At 28.6% G+C, this 18,855-nt stretch carries 17 protein-coding genes; 4 read left to right on the forward strand and 13 right to left on the reverse strand.

Features of this window, described 5'->3' with window-relative positions:
* Positions 1-2 precede the first annotated feature (2 nt).
* The 3 genes from ACTNBA_RS13035 to ACTNBA_RS13045 are packed head-to-tail and all read right to left on the reverse strand — an operon-like array spanning position 3 to position 2,022.
* Positions 3-767 carry a hypothetical protein gene (locus ACTNBA_RS13035; RefSeq protein WP_441074605.1) on the reverse strand — a complete coding sequence of 255 codons (765 nt, stop codon included), beginning with the start codon at positions 765-767 and terminating at the stop codon, positions 3-5.
* Between the two features lie 10 nt (positions 768-777).
* Positions 778-996, reverse strand: coding sequence for a hypothetical protein (locus tag ACTNBA_RS13040; RefSeq protein ID WP_346846973.1), 219 nt, complete (start codon positions 994-996; stop codon positions 778-780).
* A gap of 12 nt (positions 997-1,008) precedes the next feature.
* Positions 1,009-2,022, reverse strand: a complete 1,014-nt coding sequence (locus ACTNBA_RS13045) for a CotS family spore coat protein (RefSeq protein ID WP_441074608.1) — start codon at positions 2,020-2,022, stop codon at positions 1,009-1,011.
* Positions 2,023-2,158: 136 nt separating this feature from the next.
* On the opposite strand from ACTNBA_RS13045, the gene ACTNBA_RS13050 reads away from it, so the two are divergent.
* The gene (locus tag ACTNBA_RS13050) at positions 2,159-3,292 is read left to right on the forward strand and encodes a glycosyltransferase family 4 protein (protein WP_441074610.1); all 1,134 of its coding nucleotides are present in this window, start codon (positions 2,159-2,161) and stop codon (positions 3,290-3,292) included.
* Between the two features lie 171 nt (positions 3,293-3,463).
* Here ACTNBA_RS13050 and ACTNBA_RS13055 read toward each other — a convergent pair whose 3' ends face one another.
* A complete protein-coding gene (locus ACTNBA_RS13055) occupies positions 3,464-4,531 on the reverse strand; it encodes a mannose-1-phosphate guanylyltransferase (RefSeq protein ID WP_441074611.1) in 1,068 nt (355 codons plus the stop codon).
* Positions 4,532-4,762: 231 nt separating this feature from the next.
* Between ACTNBA_RS13055 and ACTNBA_RS13060 the strand changes: the two genes are divergently transcribed.
* The 3 genes from ACTNBA_RS13060 to ACTNBA_RS13070 all read left to right on the forward strand — a co-directional run bounded on the left by ACTNBA_RS13060 (position 4,763) and on the right by ACTNBA_RS13070 (position 8,324).
* Positions 4,763-5,890, forward strand: coding sequence for an LCP family protein (locus ACTNBA_RS13060; RefSeq protein WP_441074612.1), 1,128 nt, complete (start codon positions 4,763-4,765; stop codon positions 5,888-5,890).
* 155 nt (positions 5,891-6,045) lie between these two features.
* The gene (locus ACTNBA_RS13065) at positions 6,046-7,347 is read left to right on the forward strand and encodes an LCP family protein (RefSeq protein WP_441074615.1); all 1,302 of its coding nucleotides are present in this window, start codon (positions 6,046-6,048) and stop codon (positions 7,345-7,347) included.
* A 14-nt stretch (positions 7,348-7,361) separates the two neighbouring features.
* Positions 7,362-8,324 carry an LCP family protein gene (locus ACTNBA_RS13070; protein WP_441074616.1) on the forward strand — a complete coding sequence of 321 codons (963 nt, stop codon included), beginning with the start codon at positions 7,362-7,364 and terminating at the stop codon, positions 8,322-8,324.
* 39 nt (positions 8,325-8,363) lie between these two features.
* On the opposite strand, the gene ACTNBA_RS13075 is transcribed toward ACTNBA_RS13070, so the two are convergent.
* The 9 genes from ACTNBA_RS13075 to ACTNBA_RS13115 form a co-directional block, all read right to left on the reverse strand.
* Positions 8,364-10,097 carry a phospho-sugar mutase gene (locus ACTNBA_RS13075; RefSeq protein ID WP_441074617.1) on the reverse strand — a complete coding sequence of 578 codons (1,734 nt, stop codon included), beginning with the start codon at positions 10,095-10,097 and terminating at the stop codon, positions 8,364-8,366.
* 32 nt (positions 10,098-10,129) lie between these two features.
* Positions 10,130-11,596, reverse strand: coding sequence for a lipopolysaccharide biosynthesis protein (locus ACTNBA_RS13080; RefSeq protein WP_441074619.1), 1,467 nt, complete (start codon positions 11,594-11,596; stop codon positions 10,130-10,132).
* Positions 11,597-11,607: 11 nt separating this feature from the next.
* On the reverse strand, positions 11,608-12,348 hold the full coding sequence (locus ACTNBA_RS13085; protein ID WP_441074621.1) for an N-acetyltransferase: 741 nt from the start codon (positions 12,346-12,348) through the stop codon (positions 11,608-11,610).
* Between the two features lie 258 nt (positions 12,349-12,606).
* Positions 12,607-12,837, reverse strand: a complete 231-nt coding sequence (gene dltC / locus ACTNBA_RS13090; RefSeq protein WP_441074623.1) for a D-alanine--poly(phosphoribitol) ligase subunit DltC — start codon at positions 12,835-12,837, stop codon at positions 12,607-12,609.
* Between the two features lie 89 nt (positions 12,838-12,926).
* Complete coding sequence (gene dltB, locus ACTNBA_RS13095) at positions 12,927-14,087, reverse strand: D-alanyl-lipoteichoic acid biosynthesis protein DltB (protein ID WP_441074710.1); 1,161 nt, start codon at positions 14,085-14,087, stop codon at positions 12,927-12,929.
* The gene (gene dltA, locus ACTNBA_RS13100) at positions 14,087-15,604 is read right to left on the reverse strand and encodes a D-alanine--poly(phosphoribitol) ligase subunit DltA (RefSeq protein ID WP_441074625.1); all 1,518 of its coding nucleotides are present in this window, start codon (positions 15,602-15,604) and stop codon (positions 14,087-14,089) included. The genes dltB and dltA overlap by 1 nt, the downstream gene beginning before the upstream one ends.
* 44 nt (positions 15,605-15,648) lie before the next feature.
* Positions 15,649-16,839 (reverse strand): D-alanyl-lipoteichoic acid biosynthesis protein DltD, encoded by a 1,191-nt coding sequence (gene dltD, locus ACTNBA_RS13105; RefSeq protein WP_441074628.1) that lies wholly within the window; start codon positions 16,837-16,839, stop codon positions 15,649-15,651.
* A gap of 12 nt (positions 16,840-16,851) precedes the next feature.
* Positions 16,852-16,995, reverse strand: coding sequence for a hypothetical protein (locus ACTNBA_RS13110; protein ID WP_441074631.1), 144 nt, complete (start codon positions 16,993-16,995; stop codon positions 16,852-16,854).
* Between the two features lie 242 nt (positions 16,996-17,237).
* Positions 17,238-18,791, reverse strand: a complete 1,554-nt coding sequence (locus ACTNBA_RS13115; RefSeq protein WP_441074634.1) for a cell wall-binding repeat-containing protein — start codon at positions 18,789-18,791, stop codon at positions 17,238-17,240.
* Positions 18,792-18,855 lie beyond the last annotated feature (64 nt).

Raw genomic sequence — 18,855 nt, forward strand, 5'->3', positions numbered from 1 at the left:
CCTTATATTAAAGACATTTCATCCTCTTTAATACCATTTAATAACCTTCTTATATACTCCTCTTCATTCCAACTTTTTTTATTCTTCTTATATTTCTCATATATCTTAATAAATTCATAGGGATAAGATAACAGTGCTCTAATGAATACTTTACTACTTTCACCCAATCCTTCTAACTTACAAAATTCATCTATACACTTATTAAAATCCACCTTAAATCCCTTTCTCTTAAGCTTTACTAAAAAATAATAGCAATCCATCTCTACCATGTTATATGCTATGTCATCGAAATTTACAATTTCTATGGTTTCACTTTTCCCTAGATTATCAAAATCTACATTAGTCAAACATATCTCTACATTATCCATACTTCTTGCAACTAACTCCATATAGCCATTATTCATTATGGTATCAATAACCTTTTCACCTCTAGCTAAAACTCTGTCTCCTCTTTCTAAAACTATCTCTTCTACTCTATCTATTGGTCCATTATCTTTAATTTTTTCTAGGCTACGTCTAAATTTTTTAAGCTGAATTTTATCATCTTCAATAAGCTTACAAGTGTGATTATTTATTCTTTTTCTTAAATATCCATTAAAGCCACAAGATAACTTATGGACTTCATTTATAATGTTAATTTGGTTTATTACTTTTTCCTCTAATATGCGTCTACTTAAGGTCTCATTGCTTTTCAGCATAAAATTTACTTTTTTAACACCCTTAGTACATAAATATTGCTGAAAGCTATCATAAAAAAATCTATTCATTTTAACACCTCTACTTACGTTTATTTTTTTCTACTTTATTTATCTTCTTCAGTATTTCTTCTTTCTCCATTTCAAGCTCCATCATCTTCTTTTTTCTTTTTTTTATTTTCTTTAATTCTTTAACGTAAGCTTCCATATCCTCTAATCTTTTATCATAATCCTCTATGGTTTTTAGTTCTTCCAGCTCTTCAATAAATTCATCATAATTTTTGTTTTCATTCTTACTCACATAACCCCCTCCTTAAAGATTATCTAACTTAAATTCTCTAAAGCTATTTATAAATTCCTGTCTTTCTTCTCTGTCATCGTCATAGGCTTTTAATTTTCTTAAAAAGAAATCCTCTCCCCACATTTTTTTCTCCCAATAATATTGAATACCTCGTTGCCAATAATCTTGAGGAAATTCCATAAATGCAGCCATGATTTTTATATCATCTTGCTCTAACCTATGGGTTGATTTATAAGCTTTTAATATATTTTTTACTCTTTCTTCATTCCATCTTCCATACTTCATAGCCCTAATTAAAAGGCTAGATAAGTCATGTAAATGTGTATCTAAAATACAATAGTCAAAATCAATGATATTAACCTTGTTATCCTTGCCTATTAATACATTGTGGTTGGCATAATCGTGATGACAAAACCCTCCTAGCCTTATCTCTTCAAGGATCTTATTTTCATAATTTGTATCACAAAGATTATTAATTGCTCTGTCACATCTCTGAAGCTCCTCTTTCATCATACTTAAATAGTACAAGTCCACATCAGTCTTTTTGCCTCTTCTATCTATAATATCTTTGAAGCTTAATATTTCTCCCTTTCTTGTCCTATACACTTCTATCCACTTAAACCAACCAACTCTAGGTTTCATATCTCTACTTACTATAAATCCTTCACTACATTTATGAAGCTGTCCTAATTTTTTAGCAGCTATAGAAAGTTCAATGGGATTTTCATAAGAACTCTCCCTACCATTAAGCCATGGCGTTACATAGGCAAAATTCTCATGGAATTTTATATAGTCCATCCCTCTTGTTGTTCTTATTATGTTTGGTACATACTGAAATCCATTGCTATCTAGATGTTTCATAGCTCCTAATATGAATAAAAAATGTGGAAGTTCATATTTTACTACCTTTAGACAATATATCTGTTTACCTGCCTCTACTCTATAAACGCTTTTTATTTTTTCTATAGAAGTTAGTCCAATGCTATATTCTTTTTTCAATATTTCTGATATCTCTAAATCTTTCAAAAAAACCTCCTCCATAAACCTTCTATAGGTAATATATGATAACTCCAATAAATGTGTGTTTAGTTTTCAAGTATTTGTAACACTTATTTATCCCCTGATTAATATGTAATATATGGTTTTAAAAGGAGTGAAATTTATGAAGTTAGCCATAGATGGTAGAGGCATAAACTGGTATAACGGAAGTGGTATAGGAACATATACAGAAAACCTTTTGAAAAACTTACTTAACATAGATAGAAATAATTTTTATCAAATTTATTGGTCTGGTGAAAACTATGAAAGTTATCAAAAGGAAAATACTAATTTAGTTATGTGCTCAAAAAAATATCAAAGATTCTTTCAAGATAATTTTTTCCCTGAAGACTTAAAAAGAGAAAATATAGATTTATATCATATTCCACAAAATGGTATAGGGTTGACTCCTGAAGTTCATTGCAAAAAAATAGTTACAATTCACGATTTAATTCCCTATATAATGCCTGAAACTGTAGGCAGAGGCTATTTACTAAAATTTTTAAAAGAGATGCCTTATATCGCAGAAGCTAGTAACGGAATTATTACAGTATCAGAATACTCAAAACAAGATATATTAAGATTTTTCCCAATAGATGAGAGTAAAGTATTTGTTACTCCCTTAGCTGCCGATAAAAAATACATGCCCTTAGACAAAGAGCTGTGCAAAAATATAATAAAAGAAAAATATGATATAGATAAACCTTTCATTCTTTATGTTGGAGGTTTTAGTAAAAGAAAAAATGTATATTCCCTTATAAGTACCTTTAGTAAGTTAGTAAACCATATGGATAAAGAATATAATTTAGTAATTGTAGGCTCCTATAGAGATGAATCTCAGGAGCTAGTAAAATTAGTTGATAAACTTAATATGAAAAGATATATAAAATTTACAGGGTTTGCACCTGATGAAGATTTACCTATTTATTACAATGCCTGTGAATGCTTTGCATATCCTTCATTATATGAAGGCTTTGGATTACCACCACTTGAAGCAATGAGTTGCGGTACCCCAGTAATTTCTTCAAATACAACCTCTATCCCAGAAGTAGTTGGACATAGTGGTATTCTAATTGATCCACATAGTGATAAAGCTCTTTTAGATGCCATGGAACTTATGCTTGGTAGTGAAACTCTTCGAAATGAATTTAGCAAAATATCACTTTTAAGAGCAAATGAATTTTCTTGGGAAAATACAGCTAAGAAAACTTTAGATATATATAATGAAATCTATAAGAGAGCCCTGGAAGAAAGGTGATACTCTTCTAGATGACTTTTATTTTAAATATATATTTTCTGTTCTCATTGAAACATATAAAACCCTACAGTCAATATACACTGTAGGGTTTTATATGTTTGAAAAAGTTTAATTATTAAGCTTAGTTTTAGTAAGATATTATTCTCCTCTAAAACTAAGCTTAAATTCATATTACAAGAACTCTTCTAACTCCTTTTCTTCCTTCATTTCATTAATCAGATGCTTTAACTCTTGATCCTTATTTTTATCCATTACTAAAATAACATCCCCTGCATCTACAATAACTAAGTCTTTAATTCCAAAACCTATAATTAGATTTTTCTGTCCAAATACTGCACAGTTCTCACTGGAATTTAAGTATGCAGAACCAACTATCCTATTACCATTGTGTTCATCTAAAAATCTAGTTAATGATGCAAAGCTTCCAATATCATCCCACTGAAATTCACTTTTTATTACATATCCTTTTCTAGTTTTCTGCATTATTCCAAAATCAACTGAGATACCATCGATTATCTTATATTCTCTCTCTATAACTTCTTCTTCATCCTCTTCTCCAACATGTTTATAAATTTCACTTACAGAGCTATACATCTTTGGTAAGTACTTTTGCATTTCTCTTAGAAATACATCAGCTCTCCATACAAACATTCCAGAGTTCCATAGATAGGTACCTTTTAAAATAAAATCTTTAGCCACATCTATATTGGGCTTTTCTGTAAATCTAGCTACCTTATAAGTTTTCATAGAGCTTATTACTGGGTCTCCCATTTCAATATATCCATAACCTGTTTCTGGCCTACTAGGCTCAATGCCTATAGTTATAAGCCCTCTTCTTTTTTCTGCAAGCTCTACTGCATTCCTCAAGGTATCTATAAATTCCTTTTCTCCTTCTATATAATGGTCAGATGGTAACACTACCATAACAGCATCCTTGTCTCTCTTTAACAACTTGGCTGCTGCAAGACCTATGCAAGTAGCAGTTTCTTTATTGCTAGGCTCTATAAATATATTTTCTTTATTTAGTTGAGATAATTCTCCATGAATTTTTTCAATATATTCTTTATTAGTAACTACAAATATATTTTCTTTATTTATTAAAGGTTCTATCCTTTTTACTGTATTAGTCAAAAAACTATCTTCATTGAAAACTTTTAAAAACTGCTTAGGATTATTAGATCGAGACAGTGGATACAACCTTGTACCTTTGCCTCCTGCCAAAATTAACGCGTATAACACAAGTATCACCTTTTATATTGCTTATTTTCATAATATGAACTTTAAAAGAAATTTGTGAAGAATAAAAACTTCTTTTGATATACCATTATAAGAAATTTTATCGTATAATTATAGAATAGTTTATGGAATAAATTTAATTTTGTAATACTTTTGTAATCTATATATATACCATAGTTGTTAATATATAATTGACATCTAGTATAAAAAATACTTAGAAAGGGTGGTTTTACATTGGGTGATGATAAGACTTCTATTAATAGAAGAACCACTGTCAATAAAACAGCATCTATAGATGCTAAAAAAAAGAGCTTAAAGAAAAAAAGAGCAAAACAACGTAAACGACGAAGAATTATATCCATTACAATAATCTCATTAATTATATTACTTATTATATTCTTAGTAAGTATAAATTCTACTCTAGGTAGAATGAAACGTACTACAATCAATGATGACAATTTAGAAATTAGTGATAAATTTAAAACTAATGATACTTATACAAAAGAATATAGTAATGTAGTAAACATTGCTTTCTTTGGATTAGATGAGAAAGTTGATAATATACAACGTTCTGATGCCATAATGATTGGCACCCTTGATCCAATTAATAATAAAATTAAGATTACCTCTTTAATGAGAGATTCCTATGTTAATATTCCTGACTATGGATATGATAAGCTTAATCATGCCTACGCTTACGGGGGACCAGAACTGTCTATAAGAACTATAAACAAGAATTTTGATCTTAATATTACTGATTATGTTTCTGTTGATTTTTCAAAACTCGAAAGTATTATTGATGCTATGGGTGGAATTGACATGGAAATGTCTGAGACTGAATTAGAACATGTAAACAACTATCTAGATGTTGTATACACTGCTGCAGGTAAAACTCCAAAACATGTACACTTTAAAGAAAATGGTACGGTTCATATGACTGGATATGAAGCTCTTGGATATACGAGAATTCGTGGAACCTTAGGTGGTGACTTTGATAGAACCGAAAGGCAAAGAAAAGTAATGAATGAAATATTTAATAACATTTCAAATTCTGGGGTTGGTAAATTAGCTATTACAATGAATAAACTTCTTCCATTTGTAGAAACTAGCCTATCTAACTCTGAAATACTCTCTCTTGGTACTCAAGTTCTATCTATGAATAACACACAATTAGAGCAAGCCAGATTTCCTAGAGATGAGTATAGTGAAGATTCTCTAATCAATGAAATTTTTTATTTTACTTTTGATGAAAATATAGCAAGAGAAGAGATTCATGACTACATATTTAAAGATAAGAAATTATGGGAAAGTGAAGTTTCTGATGATAGTGATTCTTCTGAAGGTGAGTCTGATAACAACTAACTTATAAATATATTGTAATATTTATGTAAATATTATTAAATTATATACTTTATTATTATATGTAATATTATAATAATAAAGTATATGTTTCGTTATTATTATATTTTTAAAAAATCATTTTGTTAGAAAAAATTTAATTTTAGGATGTGATAACATTGGAAGACTTAAACAAAAAAAACTTAAATAGAAGAAAAAAATCTCGAAATAAAAAGATAATTATTTCCTGTATTGCTATACTTATAGTTATACTTAGTGTTGGTTTGTTTTATGGAAATAATCTACTGTCTAAAATGAAAAGATCAAATATTGATGAAAATGATCTAGGTATTAAAGAGGAGGTTAAAGAAAAACTACAAACTAGTGAAATTAAGGATATAGTAAATATAGCAATCCTGGGTGTTGATGAAACTAAAACTGATGTAGGACGTTCAGATGCTCTTATGATAGCAACCTTTGACCCGGTTCATAAGAAACTAAAGATTACATCTATAATGAGAGATACCTATGCAGATATACCAGATTATGGAAAAGATAAAATTAATCATGCCCATGCTTATGGCGGCCCTCAACTTTCAATAAAAACTTTAAACCAAAACTTTGGGCTTAATATTGAGGACTATGTAAAAATTAATTTTAAAGAATTAAAAAAACTTGTAGACGCAATTGGCGGAATAGATATGGAATTATCCGATGAAGAAATTGTAGAAGTTGACAAATATATAGTAAGAGTTTCAAGTAAGTCAAATACTCCAGCAAAAGCTTTAGTAAAAAACGAATCTGGTAAAGTACATATGGATGGTTTTCAAACTTTAGGTTATTGTAGGATTAGAAGTACTGCTAATGGTGACTTTGATAGAACGGAAAGACATCGTAAGATTATGACTGAAATGTTTAATAAAATCTCTAAAGCCGGTACTGCAGAACTTGCTTCCATGGCAACCAAACTATTGCCTTATGTAGAAACCAGTCTATCTAACAAAGAAATAATTAATCTTGCAGCAAATGTACTTAACCTAGGAACTAAAAATATAGAACAAGAAAGATTCCCAAGAGATGAATATACTCAAAACTCAAAAATTGATGGTGTATTCTACTTATGCTATGATGAAGATTATACTGAGGAACAAATTCATGAGTATATTTTTAATGATAGAAAAATGTGGCTAGAGCCTAACCAAAAGGTATATAATCACAATGCTGAACACTCACATGGTAATGAAATTTTAGATTATCAGAATACAAATACCGAAACTATAGCTCCTAATACCAATGTGGAAACAGAGGTTTCTACTCCGAGTAACAATGGCAATACTATTGAAAATAACACTAATGATACAGGTAACTCCTCAAATGGTGATGGTTCCAATAATGTTGATAACACTGAAGGTGAAGGGACATCTACAGATACCCCAGTGGAACCACCTACAGAAGGTACTGACCAAACAACTAATCCTTAATGGGAGGAAAATTTATGAATAAAGATAAAAAAATAAAATCCAAAAAAAAATCTAAAGGATTAACCACTGGCAAAAAGGTACTTATTATAATAGCAACGATCTTAATATTTTCCTTATCAGCTTTAGGTAGCTATTTACTATCTATGGTTGGTAAATTAAACAATGTTGGTTTAAATGATTCAGACTTAGGAATAGAAAAATCTAAGAATACATCCTCTAAAATTAAAAATATAGTTTTATTTGGTATTGACCAAACTGAGGGAGATATTGGACGTTCAGATGCAATAATAATTGCTACTGTTGATTCTCTTCATAAAAAGTTAAAGCTAACCTCTATATCAAGAGATAGTTATGTTAATATAGAAGGTCATGGATATGATAAATTAAACCACGCTTATGCTTATGGTCAAGAGGAACTTGCTATAAAAACTATTAATCAAACCTTTGGTTTAGATATTACAGACTATGCAAAAGTTAATTTTAACAATCTTAAAGATATTATAGATACTTTAGGTGGCATAGATATTACTGTAGAAGATTCTGAACTAGGGGATTTAAACGGAGTAATTTCAACTTCTGGTAGACAACATGTAAATGGAACTCAAGCCTTAGCATACTCTAGAATAAGAAAAAATAGTGGTGGCGATGATAGTAGAACTGAAAGACAAAGAATGTTACTTACAGAAATATTTAATAAAGTATCTACTGTAGGCATTCTTAAATTACCTTCAATGGTTAATGATATATTACCTCATGTTCAAACTAGTCTTTCAACTTCTGAAGTTTTAAGTCTGGGAACTAAGGTATTAACCTCGGGAATGACTGATATAGAACAACTAAGATTTCCACTTGCAGAACATAGTAAAGGTGATTCAATAGATGGTGTTTACTATACTACCTTTGATGAAGAAATTACAAAAGAACAAATACAAAAATATATATATGAAGATATAAAGCCAGAAACATCTTCTAATTAATAGGAGCTACATGGATTAAATTCCATGTAGCTCTTGCTTTTATTGTGGTAAAAATTCTTTTATACTATTTAAAACAGCTTCTTCTAATTTTAATAAATTCTTATCTGAAACTTCATTATTCTCTCCAGTTACACCTAAGTATATTTTCATCTTAGGTTCTGTTCCTGAAGGTCTTACTACAAAATAACATCCATTGCAGAAGATAAATTTAATAACATTTGACTTTGGTAAATTTATAACCTCTTTACTAGAGTCTTTAACATTAATCCTATAACTAAGTTTATAGTCTTCCTTAACAGATACTTTATAATCTCCAAAGTTTCTTATATTCTCACTTCTGAAATATTCAATTATTTCTTTAATTTTTTCTTGACCATCCTTACCTTTTAGCTCTATGGATATTAATTTTTCTTTATAATATCCATAAATTTCATATAGTTCTATTAATCCTTCATATAAAGTCTTATCTATGGATTTGTAATAAAGAGTCATTTCACATATTAAAGCTGCTGCTATAACTGCATCCTTATCTCTAACGAAATCCCCTGCTAAATATCCATAACTTTCTTCAAACCCTAATAGGAACTTATTATTACCTGGAGCTTTTTCAAAGTTTCCTATAAGCTCTCCTATATACTTAAACCCTGTTAGAACTTCCTTAATCTGTACATCAAATTTCTTGCATATAGGTTTTATCATATCTGTGGAAACTATAGTTTTAATTATAGTACCCTTAGTATCTAATTTTCCTGTTTCTCTTAAGGATGATATTATATAATTAGTTAATAATACTCCTACTTGATTACCTGTAAGAACTCTATATTCACCTTTATTATCTTTCACCACAGCCCCTATCCTATCACAATCAGGGTCTGTACCAAGGATTATATCAGGATCAAAATCCCTTGCCCTTTCTAAAGCTAGCTTAAATACTTTACTATCTTCTGGATTTGGATATGGTGCTGTTGGAAAAGCTCCATCAGGTAGTTCTTGTTCTTTAACTACCTCTACACTCTTATAAGACAGTTCATCTAGCACTCTTCTTACTGGAATATTGCCAGTACCATGAATAGGAGTATATATTATTTTAAGGTCCTTACCATGATTTTTTACTAGCTCTTTTCTTATGGTAAGCTCCTTTACTCTTTCTATATATGAAGTATATATTTCTTCTCCTATATAGTTAACTAATCTTTTTTCAACTGCTTCCTTAATATCCATTACTGTAACCTGAGCAAAGGAATCAATATTATTTACAAAGGTTATAATTTCATTAGCTGATGCATCTGTAACTTGACATCCATCATCACCATAAACTTTATATCCATTATACTCTTTTGGATTATGTGAAGCTGTTAATACTATACCACCTTGGCAGTCTAACTCTCTTACAGCATAAGAAAGCATAGGGGTAGGAGTAAGCCTATCATATAAGTATACTTTTATACCATTACCAGTTAAAACCCTAGCAGCATACTCTGAAAACTCCTTAGACATATGACGAGAATCATAAGCTATTGCAACCTTTGGAGAAGTATATTTATTATTTAAATAATTAGCAAATCCTTGTGTTGCCTTTCCTACAGTATATATATTTAACCTATTACTCCCTGCTCCAATTATTCCTCTTAATCCTCCTGTTCCAAACTCTAGATCTTTATAAAATCTATCTTCTAGTTCAGTTTCATCAATAATGTTTTTTAATTCTGCTTTAGTTTCATCATCAATTTCAGGTGAATTAACCCATAAATTATATTTATCTCTATAATTCAATTATACCCCTCCCTATTATATATTTTATGTTCTTATACTTTTATTTTTTTGTCTTTAAATATCATACCCTTCATACTTTTAATAGTATTTCTATATAAGAATAAAACTATTAATATAACTATAATACCAATAATTATTGTAATAAAAGAAAATTCCATAAAACTTGTGTATAAAGCAAGAATAGATATAGCTAATATAGCTACTGTAGTCCTTCCTATACTATAATCTACTTTATAGAGTCTTCTAGATATTAAAGTTCTGGCATAATAAAATACTATATAAGCTAGCCCTGTAGAAATACCAGCACCTTTAGCCCCTAAGGTTGGTACCAAAATACTATTTCCTATAACATTAAATAGGCAAGCTATTGAAGCTATTACTATGTGATATTTAGGTTTCTTTTTGAAATTTATACCTCCAACTGATACCTCTGACATGGTATATAATACAGGCATAAATACTAAAAACGGCATTATGTAAGATGCAGTTCTATATTTAGGGCCTAAAATTAACACAATTACATCTTTAAACAATATTATACCAATTCCTATTCCAAACATTAAAAAACTAACTATATCATTAATATTTGAAAAAAACTTTGTATCCTCTGGAGCTTTTTCGTACTTTTCAAAAGCCACAGGTATCCAAAAGGTTGCAAATGATGTCTGTAATATGTTTAATATGGCTATTATACTATTAGCTGAGCTATATATTCCAACTTCATAATCACCATAAAAAGCTTTTATTGCCATCTTATCAGCAGATTGGAATAACCATGTAACCAATACTGTAAAAATCAATGGTATTCCATATTTTAAGATATCTAATTGAGAATTTTTAAGTTTTTTATCTTTAATATTCTTAAAGTTCCAACTATCTCTCTCAGTAAATATAGATATACCTGCTATTACAGCATTAGAAATTAAGGTTGCATAAGCAAGAGTTAAGAAACTATTATTATATATCATAAAGAACAATGCTATAGACATAAGATAACTAAGCTTTTGCATTACCTGTAGCATAGAATATAGTCTTCCCTTTTGCTTCATTCTTACTGTCAAAAGTGAAAATCTACTTATAGAAGCTAAAGTTATATTTAATATAAGTAATATTATAAAATTTGGATTATATTCAGATATTATATACTTTGATATAGGAACTTTAAATATAATGATTATAATTGATATTATTATATTCAATATAAACGGAATTTTTATACTTTCAAATAATAATTTGTTTCTATTAACTTCATCCTCTTCATAAAAAAACCTTACATAAGATTGGTCTAGTCCACAGGTTATAATTAACATAAGTATACTAGCATATAAATTGAACATTCCAAACTTACCGTATTCCACAGGCTCTATTATCCTAGTTATAATTGGAGAGGATATAAGTCCTATGATTAATACTAGCCAATTCCCTACCGAGAAAGATAGAAACTTTCCAAGTAAAGAGTTCTTTTTTATACCACTTAATTTTGAATTTAAATTACTCATAATTTTTAAACCTACTGATTCTCTAGAAGTTGATCTTCTGGTACATCTCTTAATACTTTTGCTGGACTTCCTATTACTACTTTTCTCGCTGGTATATCTTTTGTAACTAAAGACCCTGCTGCTGCAAATCCTTCCTCTTCTATAACCTTACCTGGAAGTACTACTACCCCTGCTCCAAGTCTACCACCATTTTTAATAGTAATACCTTTGAACTTTCCAAATCTCTCCTTTGAACGGGCTGCATAGTTATCATTTGAAGTTACAACACAAGGCGCTATAAATACATAATCCTCCACAGTAGAATATGCAGTTAAATATACATTAGTTTGAATCTTACAATTTGACCCTACTGTGCAGAAGTTTTCTACAGTTGATCCTCTGCCTATAACTGTTTTCTCTCCTATAGTTACATTTTCTCTTATAGTTGCCATGTCTGCAATTAATGTTTTATCTCCTATGATTGCGCCTCTATAAATTATAGTAGTAGCACCGATTAAACACCCTTCTCCTATGGTGCAGTTTGGTAACTTCTCTTCATCTTTAAAAATACTGTTTACCCCCCTCATTGGAGTCTTACCTATAACAGTATTATCATCTATTCTAACATTATCTTTTATTATAGTATCCTCATGAATAACTACATTATGACCAATAATGCAGTTGTCTCCTATAGTAACGTTATCTTCAATAACTGTAAACTTTCCTACCTTAACATTGTCTCCTATAGTAGCTTTTTCTGATATATAATTCATATATTACACTTCCTTTTTACCTTATAATTGATTTATATTACTTTATGAATCATAAGCTTTAGTACTAACCCATATATAACCTATTATGCACTCTATTTCTTATTCCTATCTAATAGATATATTATATCCTATATTACAATTATGTTCTATAAAAATAAAACTCACTTCTATTTATATAAATAGAGAATGCTAAGATATTTTAATATGCATTAACATTCTCTACTTATAAAATATTTATATTTATCTTGACATTTTATATTAATCTCTGCTACTTAGAAATGCAATCAAATTATTAGTAGTAGCCATATCTTTTCTTTCTAAATCTGTTGGCTGAAGCTTGATACCAAAAACCTCTTCTATTTTTAGTAACACTTCTATAATTCCTAGTGAATCTAATAATCCAGCTTCAAATAAATCTAAGTCTAAGTCCTCTCTAATTTCATCAGTGCCAGTTACTTCCTCAAATATATCTAATACTTTTTCCTTCATTTAACTTTTCCTCCTAACATTTAATTTATCTAACTTCATTACACATTCTATATATTATCAATTTATTAATACCATTTTAATTTATAGCTCTATTGATGAGTAAATAAATAACCTGAGAATAACAATAACCCAAAACAAGCTACGTGAAAGTTAATTAAAATCTGAACTCTTTGAAACCATTTTTCTTTTTTATGTTTTTTATAGAATTTAGATTTTCGTTGAATTATATCTGTAAGTACCAAAACACCGCCTTGGTATATTCCATATATTATATAAAAAACTTCTAATCCATGCCAAATTCCCATTGTAATCATAGTTACCATTTGAGCAAAATGAGATGCTCTAAATCTATCTTTAAATCTTTTCTTTCTCATAGAATTTAAAAGAATCCTAGAGTATAGATAGTCTCCAAACCATCTTGAAAGAGAAATATGCCACCTTGTCCAAAATTCTTTCATATCTTTACTAAGAAATGGTTTATTGAAATTCTCCGATGTTTTAATACCAATAATATAGCTTGTACCTACAGCAAAAGAACTATATCCTGCAAAATCAAAGAATAGATATAAACTGTAAGCATACATATAATTCAAACTATTCAGGAATGTTATATCTGTAGGAACTTTACTCATCCATAGGGTGTTTATAATATATGCTATTACAAACTTATATCCTATTCCCTTTATTATTTTTTTTAATCCTTCAAATAGATAATTATTTATGTAATCCTCTTTCAGTATTTGAGTATTTAAATTTTCTTCAAACCTTCTATATCTATCAATTGGACCTGAACTTAACGTTGGAAAAAATATGATGAAATATACTAAAGTTGAAAATTTAATTTCTTTTATAGCTCCATCATATATTTCTATAATCATCTGTATAGCTTTAAAATTCAAATAAGATAATCCAATAAATCCTATAGGTCCAAAGCTTACTTTAGCTGATACCTTCGTTATTATTATCGGTAACATAGATAGAAAAAGTGCTAAGTAATATATAAATTTATTATCTGTTTTATAACGTATCTTCAAGTACGAATAAATTACTATAATTTCTCCTAATAAAAACATCACAAATAATACAATACCTACTGAATTTATCCCTATAATCACACCAACCATAAATATTGACAATAATATACCATAAGGCTTCATATTTTTGCTCTTTATACCTAAAACTATAGCTGGAATAAGTGATAATAATAGTATATACAGATAGAAATAATCTCCATACTGTGTTAATTTTATCATTTTATTTCCTCCATAAGTCTTCTTCTATCTATCTTCCCATTTGCATTTAAAGGAAACTCACTTATTACCTTAATATTTCGTGGAATCATATACTTTGGTATATACTTTTTAAGTTCGCTCTTTATCATCAATGTATTCTTTAATGGACTTAGTTTATTATTAGTTTTTAAAGTAACAAACGCAACTAAATGAGCTATTTTACCTTCTTTGTAACATGGCAATACAACTGCATTTTTAATATTATCTAATTTTCTTATATTGTTCTCTATATCCTCAAGTTCTATCCTAAACCCATTAAGTTTTATTTGGAAATCCTTTCTCCCACTAAAATATAAGATATCCTCTTTAAAGTATCCTATGTCTCCCGATTTATATCCTCTAAGAATCTCTCCATCCATATCTTTATAGAAAAATACTTTATTAGTTATATCATCATTTTTATAGTATCCTTTACTAACACTTCTACCTATTATTACAATTTCCCCTTTTTCTCCATCCCTTAAATTCATTCCATTTTCATTAACAATTTTTATATAAGCACCCTCCATTACCTTTCCTATTGGCAATTCTTTGTTTTCATATAATACTTCATCTGTTATATCTATTCCTGTAACTGCTACAGTTGCTTCTGTTGGTCCATAACTATTTATTATCCTTATATTAGGAAACCTTAATTTTAACTCATTAACCAACATAGGTGGTAATACTTCTCCTATAAAGTACATTGTCTTTAAATTAGGCATTAATTCATGTGTAAAGGTATCATCCTGTACACATAATGTGGCAAATGCTGGAGTAGAAATCCATAATTGCATATCAGATTTTTTTAGTTCTTCAAATGTATATTTTGTATTTTCAAGAGTATTATATGATAAGCTAAATAATATTTTTCCATTAGTCAAACCCAAATATATAGGCATAACAGATAAATCAAATGAATACGAAGGCTGGTTAAGTATCGCATTATTATCATTATCAACATTCAGAAACTTAGAAAACCATTTTACAAATGAGTCAATATTATTCTTACTTATTTGCACACCTTTAGGTTGTCCTGTACTCCCTGATGTAAATAAAATATAACAATTATCATCACCTTTTACCCAAAATTTCTCTTCAATTCCTTCTGTACTATATGATCCATATACTTTTTCCAGCTCTATATAAGATATACTATATGGAATAATGTCTACATTCTCTGTAGTACAATTGATAATTACCTTTGGATTTACTTCTTGTAGAATTTTATTTATCCTATCTTCTGGAAATGTTATATCTATTGGAATATATGCTCGTCCTGATTTTAGAGCTGCTATCATAGCTATTAGAATATCATTTTCCTTATTTCCATATATAACTATAGGTGTTCTATCCTCTTTATATTTATCTAACATATAGTTAGCTAGACTATTGGATTTAGTTTCCAATTCTTCATATGTTAAAATCTGATCTTCCACAATCGCGGCAACTTTATCTTCTTTAGAATACCTTTTTATATTTTTTAAAATATCCATAATTTCCTCCTAATCAGTCTATAAACATAGTAACTTTACTAAATTTATTTATCGCCGAAATATTTGTATATTCCCTCTGTTACACTTATCCACCCCTTCCATCCTAGATGCATAACATCACTTAAATAATACTTTTCGTATTCATACTCACTTAAATTCAATACATCAAATTTTTTTTCTAATGCTATATTTTCTAGTTTATTATAAAACTCATTTCTTTCCTTTTCTGTTATGCCAGTGTAATCATAATACCATCCATTTACACCTACTAAAATGACATAAGGCCTTATATTTAAGTCATCACACAAACTTAAAAAGAAATTAAAATCATTATATTCTACAGAATTTATAAGATTTATTTTCCCATATATTCCATCCAATTCATTGACTTTTTCTTTTAAGTATTTATCATAGTAACTATCATCTACATAAAATTTATTATTTGTCACAGAATCTCTACCTTGTTTTTCTGCAATAGCATATTGTTCTTCAAAATCGAAATTATTAATCTTATCTTCATCATTTTCGTTAGGTAATTTCTTAAGTTCTCTAAGCAAATCTATATTATACCTAGTGTCTAATAAATTCTCTTTAAATCTAAAATATGGCAACGACATACAATATAACATTTTATCAATATTATTTTCTTGTAAAAATAGCTGTGCATATAATTTTTCTTCTTTAAATATATCTGAATCTCCAAGTAATTCAGTAACTCTTTTAGCAAGATATCTCTTATTTTCTTTTGAAATCTTAGGATTATTTAAAAATTTATAAAATTGAATATCAGAGAATCCTGATAAAAATTTCTCACTTTCTATCCCACCTTCTTGCATAAACCATTGTAAAGATACTAAAATTGCTAGTTTAGAATCTTTAGGATATTCTTCAATGCTTCCTAATCCTGTAGCATGTTGAAAACTTTGTATGTATGCTACTCCATATGTAGTGACATCATAATTAGCTCCACTAAACGGGAATAAATTTCTAGGATTTTGTGGAACCTTACTACTAAGTTCTGATGATCCTAATAACATTAAATCATCATTTTCTATTGATATATCTCTAAATTTAGTTCCATTCTTTTTAATGCTTCCCCCATATGCATGTTTGATTCCTGATAAATCTTTATCATTCTTTAGTTGATCAATTTCACTATTGATTACTAAATTAAATATGGAAATAAATATTGCAGTTACTATTATTGGTATAACTATAATAAATGATTTTTTCATAACTTCCTCCCACTAAAATTGATTGTAAATAAATGGTATTTCCTTAGCTTCTTGAATTACATAAAGTAAATACGCGCTAATTAAGAATAAAGTTAATATAACTATTGTTATAGCCTCATTTTTTTTAAATTTATACTTCTTAAAAAATTTCTTCATATTATCTACCACCTAATTTCCTATTTTATATGAGTATATAAAATTATATTTTAATCAAGAATTATAAGTAATGTGTTTATCTAATTCCTTAAAACAATTTTACATACTTAGTATTTTACTATAATACATACAATATAATCAATATACTGTATTATTTTATAACTTTTAATAAATAAGATTTATTAACTTTATTAATAATATAAAAATTGGCCTAAGATTAACCATCTTAAGCCAATTCTTAACTATATCCCAGATTCATGAAGATATGACGGTACTTTTGGATTAGATGTTAATCTTATAAATAATTTACTTACTGATTTATAACCTATCCCTTCTCTTATCATATCTTTATTATCTAATTTGTACTCACTACATGCATTAAGAACCTTTTTCTTTTCTTCATTATTATCTGCAACACTTTCTATTAATTGATATCTTAGAATTCCTGAGATTTTATCCTCTCTAGCTAAAAATCTACAGTCTTTTATAAGTCCATTTACATACAAACTGTTAACTGTATTTCCTGTAGCTATGTGTTGCAGATGGGTTTCATATTTATAACTATGGGTAATGTGTGTTACATTGTTAAAGGTATTTTCAAAATACAATACAGTATCTTTTAGAAGTTCGTTATTTATTTTATCTTCTGGTTGATTTAAAAATACTACATTTTCTAATTTTACCCCTAATCTACCTATTGCTGTTTTAAATTCATTGTCTCTTAAATTTACCTTCTGTTCATGTGTAAGACCCTTGTATCTTTCGTAATTAAATACCTTAGATCCACTTCCATCTGTAACTAGGACCATATAAACATTCTTACTTCCTACAGACTTTATAGCATCTATTACAGTGCTTCCCCCAAAAATAGTTTCATCATCTTGATGTTGTACATAAAATACCACTTTATCTCCATATAAATAACTCTTAGCACGACTTATAGCAATCTCGCTTATATTTCCTAAAACAGTAGCACTGTTTGCACCTGCAATTATACTCTTATCCGAATCATCTGAAACTAAAACTACAGGCTCCTTTAATACTGAAGCTGTTAATGCATCAACTAATACATGAGATTTACTTAAATTAACATGACTTTTATCGTGGAAAAATTTATTAATAACATTCCTATTAGTATCAAATCTATCTATTCCATCAATTCTTGTAGAAAAATTATTAAAATTAGTACTCATAACTCCAGTACCACCTATAGAGTAGGATTGTACATTTTTTCTGTAAGTCGTAGAATTACCATCTGTTAAAATTACAGGGTTTCCTTTATTAGCTGCTACTGGAGCTATACTCATAGCATCCGCTTCTCCTCTAAGTCCATTTACATAATATATTTCTCCAATACCATTTATTTTTTCAATTCTATTTGCTATTAAAATAGATGTATCATATCTATTTTTTCCACCCATCCTTATAACTTTTTTACCCATCTTGGTTATCTTTGACTCTATATTGGAGGAAATCACGCTCTTCCCACCTATAATGTATACAGTACTCACTTTTTTTAGCTTATTAAGTGTTACTTCTGGTAGGCTATTGGACTGAGTCAGTAAGATCGGAGAATTTACTGCACCACTTAACCCACTAGCAGAAAGTCCATCTGCTAATGAATTTCCATTAACTAGAATAACAGAGGAATATTGCATTTTAGATGCAATAATAGATGCTGTTTCATACCTATCTATACCACAAATATAGTCCATATCTATTCCATATGCACTCATTATATTGAATGTTAACAATATAAATAAGCACCCTAATATCTTTGTACAACATCTTCTCATATCAATTTCCTCCAAATATCGATAAATTATTAGTATAATACTATTATTATATCATATATTTACA

The organism is Clostridium sulfidigenes (genome assembly GCF_052067195.1).
Taxonomy (GTDB): Bacteria; Bacillota; Clostridia; order Clostridiales; family Clostridiaceae; genus Clostridium_J; species Clostridium_J sulfidigenes.